The organism is Vibrio makurazakiensis (assembly GCF_050337375.1).
GTDB classification, from domain to species: domain Bacteria; phylum Pseudomonadota; class Gammaproteobacteria; order Enterobacterales; family Vibrionaceae; genus Vibrio; species Vibrio makurazakiensis.
This window is the reverse complement of record NZ_JAKJSW010000223.1, coordinates 1-6,270: the sequence shown is the minus strand read 5'-3', so window position 1 is coordinate 6,270 and position 6,270 is coordinate 1. Positions and strand designations below refer to the sequence as shown.

Annotated in this window: 4 protein-coding genes; all 4 read left to right on the top strand. The window is 43.9% G+C overall.

Features of this window, described 5'->3' with window-relative positions; all coding sequences use genetic code 11:
- The first annotated feature begins 143 nt into the window (after positions 1 to 143).
- Positions 144 to 2,753 (top strand): nitrite reductase large subunit NirB, encoded by a 2,610-nt coding sequence (gene nirB, locus L4C33_RS18415; protein ID WP_428813869.1) that lies wholly within the window; start codon positions 144 to 146, stop codon positions 2,751 to 2,753.
- 68 nt (positions 2,754 to 2,821) lie between these two features.
- Positions 2,822 to 3,169: a nitrite reductase small subunit NirD gene (gene nirD, locus L4C33_RS18410; RefSeq protein WP_428813868.1), complete on the top strand. Its 348-nt coding sequence runs from the start codon at positions 2,822 to 2,824 to the stop codon at positions 3,167 to 3,169.
- 200 nt (positions 3,170 to 3,369) lie between these two features.
- Positions 3,370 to 4,839: a NarK family nitrate/nitrite MFS transporter gene (locus L4C33_RS18405; RefSeq protein WP_428813867.1), complete on the top strand. Its 1,470-nt coding sequence runs from the start codon at positions 3,370 to 3,372 to the stop codon at positions 4,837 to 4,839.
- Between the two features lie 108 nt (positions 4,840 to 4,947).
- Positions 4,948 to 6,270 (top strand): PP2C family protein-serine/threonine phosphatase (locus L4C33_RS18400; RefSeq protein WP_428813866.1); only part of this gene is annotated, 1,323 nt, incomplete at its 3' end.

Sequence of the window (6,270 nt, the reverse complement as noted above, 5' to 3'; positions counted from 1 at the left end):
CTCTTTGCTCACAAGAAATCAGGACTAAAAATAAATTTATCTATTTGTAGTCATCTACATAGGTAATAAAACAAAAGTTAACTAATCAAATTTATTGCGCCGTCAAACCACCGAACAAAGTGGGCAAGTAAAAGGAATTTATTATGAGCAAGCAGGCTGAAAGTAAGCAAAAGATCGTGGTTGTGGGCAACGGGATGGTTGGTCATAAGTTTATCGATAACATTATCCAAGCTAAGTCCGAAGAGTTCGACGTCGTCACCTTTTGCGAAGAATCTCGCTTAGCTTACGATCGCGTTCAGCTCACTTCTTACTTCGACGGAAAAAGTGAAGATGATTTGGCGATAGCTAGCGAAGCTTACTACCAAGAAAATGGCGTGAACTACTTGCTGAATACCAAGGTCACCCAGCTAGATACAGCAAACAATCAGGTTATTACCAATACAGGTCACGTTGAATCGTACGACAAACTTATACTCGCAACGGGGTCGTTCCCATTTGTTCCGCCTATTCCGGGTAACGATCAGGAACATTGTCATGTATACCGAACTCTCGACGATCTTGATGCTATCGAACTTTCCAGTAAACAAAGTAAATCTGGCGTAGTGATTGGTGGCGGGTTACTTGGATTAGAAGCTGCAAATGCGGTGAAAAACCTTGGCCTAGAAACTCATGTCGTTGAGTTTGCTCCCCGACTAATGGCAGTACAGCTAGATGATGGTGGCGGCGCGCTCCTACGTAGAAAAATTGAAGATTTAGGTGTAAAAGTTCATACCGAGAAAGCAACTACAGAAATTATTGCAGGCCAAACCTCTCGTTACCGTATGAATTTTGCTGATGGTAGCCACATTGAAACGGACATGATCGTCTTTTCTGCCGGCATTCGCCCACAAGACGAACTCGCACAAAACTCTGAGATTCAACTTGGCGAACGTGGCGGTATTGTCATTAATAGTCAGTGCCAAACTAACCTAGAAAACGTCTATGCGATTGGTGAATGTGCTCTGTACGAAAACATGATTTACGGCTTAGTTGCGCCAGGCTACTCTATGGCGAAAACCGCGGCTTCGCATATTCTTTCCCATGGTAATAATGAGTCCAGTTTTACCGGCGCTGATATGAGCACCAAGCTAAAATTACTGGGTGTTGATGTAGCAAGTATTGGTGAAGTCCATGGTCAAACCGAAGGCGCACAGTCATATACTTATAACGATGAAATCGAGCAAGTATACAAACGTTTGATCGTCTCTTCAGACGGTAAAAAGATCGTTGGTGCTGTACTCGTCGGCGATGCTGAAGCCTTCGGAACGTTACTGCAAACGAAGCAAAATGACATGCCTTTGCCTGAAAACCCTTCAGTACTGATCCTCCCTAATGTTGCCGAGGATTCTAATTCCGCGATGGGAGTTGAAGCCCTACCAGATACCGCCATGATCTGTTCATGTTTTGATGTTACTAAAGGTGATATCAAACAAGCAGTAGCCGCCGGTTGTTCGACCATGGCAGCGCTTAAAGAAACAACAAATGCTTCAACGGGGTGTGGCGGTTGTTCGGCCCTTGCAAAACAGGTACTTGATAGCGAATTAAGTAACCTAGGTGTGGAGGTATCTAACGATATTTGTGAGCATTTTGCATATTCTCGCCAAGAACTGACTGACATTATCCGCGTCAATAAAATTAAGACCTTCGACGAGCTTTTAGATTCTCATGGAGAAGGACTTGGTTGTACCGTCTGTAAGCCTACCGTGGGCTCTATTCTTGCCTCTTACTGGAATGATTACATCCTGGAAGACCAACATATGGAGCTGCAAGACACCAACGATATATACCTAGGAAACATGCAAAAAGATGGCACCTATTCCGTTGTTCCCCGTATTGCAGGTGGAGAGATCACACCGGACAAATTGATTGTATTAGGTGAAGTCGCAAAAGAATTCGACCTATATACAAAAATAACCGGAGGTCAGCGTGTTGATTTGTTCGGTGCACAGCTAAATGAACTGCCTATTATTTGGAAAAAGCTAATTGATGCAGGTTTTGAAACCGGGCATGCCTACGGCAAATCAGTGCGCACCGTTAAGTCATGTGTAGGCAGTACTTGGTGTCGATACGGTGTTGACGACAGCGTTGGCTTAGCCATTCGTTTGGAGAACCGTTACAAAGGGCTTCGCTCACCACATAAAATCAAATTCGCAGTTTCAGGTTGTACTCGTGAATGTGCAGAAGCTCAGTCCAAAGATATTGGTGTGATAGCGACAGACAAAGGCTGGAACTTATACATTTGTGGTAACGGTGGCATGCGCCCTCGTCATGCTGACCTGTTCGCGACTGATTTAGATGAAGTCACGCTACTTCAATACATAGACCGAGTTTTAATGTTCTACACCCGTACAGCCGATCGCCTACAACGTACTTCTGTATGGATGGAAAACCTTGAAGGCGGTATCGAATATCTTAAGCAAGTCGTAATTGAAGACAAACTAGGCCTGGCACAAGAATTAGAAGCCGACATCGCACTAAACATTTCTAAATATCAGTGTGAGTGGAAAACAACCATCGAAAACCCAGAAAAGCTCAAGCGTTTTCAACACTACATCAACAGCAACCAAATGGATGAAAGCTTAGGTTTCATTAAAGCACGTGAACAACGCTTCCCTAGTGCGAACAAATTATCCCCAAAAGCAGCCACTGCCGAAAAGTCTAGTGAACTAAAAGTTGCTAACAAACTAAAAATCGCAATTACGGAAGTGTCATAGCACTCATATAACCAGCTTGTTTATAACTGAATAACTAAATTACTCGCGCTTTTGACAAGGAGAACGTCATGGAAAATTGGACAACAGTCTGCACAACAGACGACTTAACACCAAATACCGGACTATGTGCCCTAGTAGAGGACACTCAAGTGGCCATATTTTACTGCCACCGTCAGGACAAATTATACGGACTTTCAAATTTCGACCCTATCGGTAAAGCAAATGTCATGTCACGTGGGATCATTGGCTCACTCAGCGGCGAGCCCTATGTTGCATCTCCCCTTTACAAGCAACACTTCCACTTGGAAACGGGGGTTTGCTTAGAAGATCCCGAACATCAGTTGACGACTTATAACGTAAGGCAAGTTGAAGGCAATATACAGGTCAGCAACGTGCCCAACCATCAAACTCACTAGACCTACACGAGCTTAATTTATACAAGCCCTATTTATAGAGTTCTGGTTTATAAGGGCTTAAGTACTCGTCATCAGGTCATCGGTTTCTGYCGCGATAAAGCATAAGAAACCACATTTTATTACAAACATGCTTGGGAAGAGATAGAATCTCCGCCTACGGGGTAAGCATGTCTATAATTCCGTAATTAAAGGATTTATACATGGAAAGTAGCAAATTTTCGCTTTTGTCGTTTACCGGTAAAATGAAAGTCCTCCACTTGAGTTGGATGGCCTTTTTTATCACCTTCGTTGTCTGGTTCAACTTTGCGCCGTTACTACAAATGGTTAAAGCCGATTTAGGTTTATCCACTGAAGAAATCAAAACCTTACTGATCCTCAATGTGGCGCTAACCATACCTGCGCGTGTTGTCATTGGAATGCTCACCGACAAATACGGCCCGAGGTTGGTTTACTCTACGCTTCTCGCGGTCTGCTCTATTCCCTGCTTTATGTTTGCTTTAGCTGACTCCTTCATGCAAGCAGCCATCGCTCGCTTTCTATTGGGTTTCATCGGCGCTGGGTTCGTTATCGGTATTCGACTGGTTTCTGAGTGGTTCCCTCACAATGAATTAGGTACAGCAGAAGGCATTTACGGTGGTTGGGGCAATTTTGGTTCAGCAGCTGCAGCATTCACTCTCCCAACTCTAGCTCTTGCGTTTGGCGGTGAAGATGGGTGGCGCTATGCCGTGGGTATTACTGGGGCAATGAGCTTAGTGTTTTCATTCATTTTCTATAATAGCGTGACCGACACACCAAAAGGCTCAACATACTTTAAACCTAGCCAAGTGACAGCGATGGAAGTGACCTCCCAGGGCGACTTTTTCCTTCTGCTGATAATGAAAATCCCAATGTATGCCGCTCTAGCGTTATTGACATGGAAGCTTTCTCCAGCTGGGATCAGCATGCTTTCTAATTTGATGGTTAACGTGATTTACGCAAGCTTAGTCGCACTGTATCTGTATGAAGTCTCTCAAGTATGGAAGGTGAATAAAGACGTATTTAAATACGAAGTACCAGAGATGCACCAGTACAAATTCAAACAAGTAGCCGTACTTAACGTTCTTTATTTTGCTACGTTTGGCTCTGAGCTGGCGGTCGTCTCCATGCTGCCTTTGTTCTTTTCAGAAACCTTTGAATTAACACCCGTTCTTGCTGGTATGGTCGCATCGGCTTATGCGTTTATGAACTTAATGTCGCGCCCAGGCGGTGGTTGGATTTCAGATCGTTTCGGGCGTAAGCCTACTCTACTAATCCTAACGGCAGGTTTGGCCGTAGGTTACTTCGTAATGGGACAAGTGGGTAGCGACTGGCCTTTATGGTTAGCTGTTGTTGCAGCCATGGGTTGCTCGTTCTTCGTGCAAGCGGGTGAAGGTGCTGTGTTTGCAACCGTTCCTCTAATCAAACGTCGTATGACAGGTCAAATAGCGGGTATGACAGGAGCGTATGGCAATGTCGGTGCAGTTGTTTACTTAACCATTCTGTCGTTCGTTTCTTACCAAACGTTCTTCATGGTAATTGCTGGAACAGCCGTACTTGGCTTCGCTACCTTATTATTAATGGAAGAACCTAACGGTCAAATTGCTGAAGTTAACGATGATGGCAGCGTCACTCTCATAGATGTCTCTCACTAGGCATCTATGAATCAAATCGGGGGCAACCTCTACGTCATCTATTTCTCTCCGATTGAGATGACATAGCGGGTTGTCGTTCAGGGGCTCTATCATACTTGGAGTATTCGCTTGGTCACTTTCGCCCAAGAAGTGAATCAATCGAAAAAGTGGATAGAGCTTTTGTTCAGTAACTACTGCGCTTTGAAACAAGCCATTATTAAAAGCAACACAAGGCAGAATACTATGGATCAAGCATTCGGCATGCCCGTCATTAACTCCAGCGACACTAGTCAAGTAGGTGCCCAACTCCAAATTCGTTTTGGCGGATGTTCCTTACAAGGACGAAGAGATGAAAACCAAGATGCACTTATCGTTAAGCACCCTACATCTCTATCGGAACGAGAACTAAAAGGCAGCATTGCCTGTATTGCCGATGGTGTGAGTTGCAGCGAACATGGGCAGCAAGCCAGTCATACAAGTGTGATGCAGTTCGTTTCCGATTATTACGCCACCCCACAGAGTTGGACGGTTAAGCATTCAGCTCAAAAAGTACTAACGGCGCTAAACTCCTGGTTATTTAACAGTAGTCAAAAGCAAAGCCTCAACCACAACGGTTTGGTTACGACCTTTAGCACTATTATCTTTAAGTCCAATACCGCCCACCTTTTCCATGTTGGCGATAGCCGAATCTACCTATATAGAGATAATAAATTACGCTTACTTACTCGTGATCACCAACGGGCTGGCTATGGTAACAACCAATACCTAACGCGTGCTTTAGGTATGGATAGTAAACTAGATATCGATTATCAAACGCTGACTCTTAAACAAGGTGACCTATTTTTACTGACAACCGATGGCATTCACGATTACCTAACCGACCTTCAACTGACAGCCGAGCTGCTCAATCAAGTAAATAATGCGCAACACGCAGACCAAGTAACCGATATCAACAGTAAAAAAACCAACAAGAATGGTTTCGAAAATCTGACTCAAAACCTTTGCCACAGAGCACTAGCCAACAATAGTAAAGACAACATCAGTGCGTTAGCCGTTGAAGTTACTGAACTACCTAGCCCATCAAGGATTGAATTTCAAAAGCAATTAGAATCGCGCATCATCCCTCCTGCTTTGAAAGAAAATAATGTCATCGATGGGTTCCAGGTAGAAAAAGTGATTTATGCGGGGGCTCGTAGCCATGTGTACTTAGTTAAGGAAATCAAAACACATCAACAATATGTGTTGAAAGCTCCTTCTCAGCATTACCGGGATGACCAAAGCACACTGAATAACTTTTATAATGAACAATGGGCAGGAATGCACCTTTCAAGCTCAAAAATCATGAAAGTATTCCCAACGCCTACCGAGTCAAAGTTTCTTTATCAGCTGTGTGAACCTATTAATGGGATCTCTCTCAGACAATGGATACATGATAACCCAACCCCAACCATC

Bases quoted from the DNA above. Each gene is read 5' to 3' on its own strand.
- L4C33_RS18405 (WP_428813867.1), top strand. From the start codon at position 3,370: ATGGAAAGTAGCAAATTTTCGCTTTTGTCGTTTACCGGTAAAATGAAA.
- nirB (WP_428813869.1), top strand. From the start codon at position 144: ATGAGCAAGCAGGCTGAAAGTAAGCAAAAGATCGTGGTTGTGGGCAAC.
- nirD (WP_428813868.1), top strand. From the start codon at position 2,822: ATGGAAAATTGGACAACAGTCTGCACAACAGACGACTTAACACCAAAT.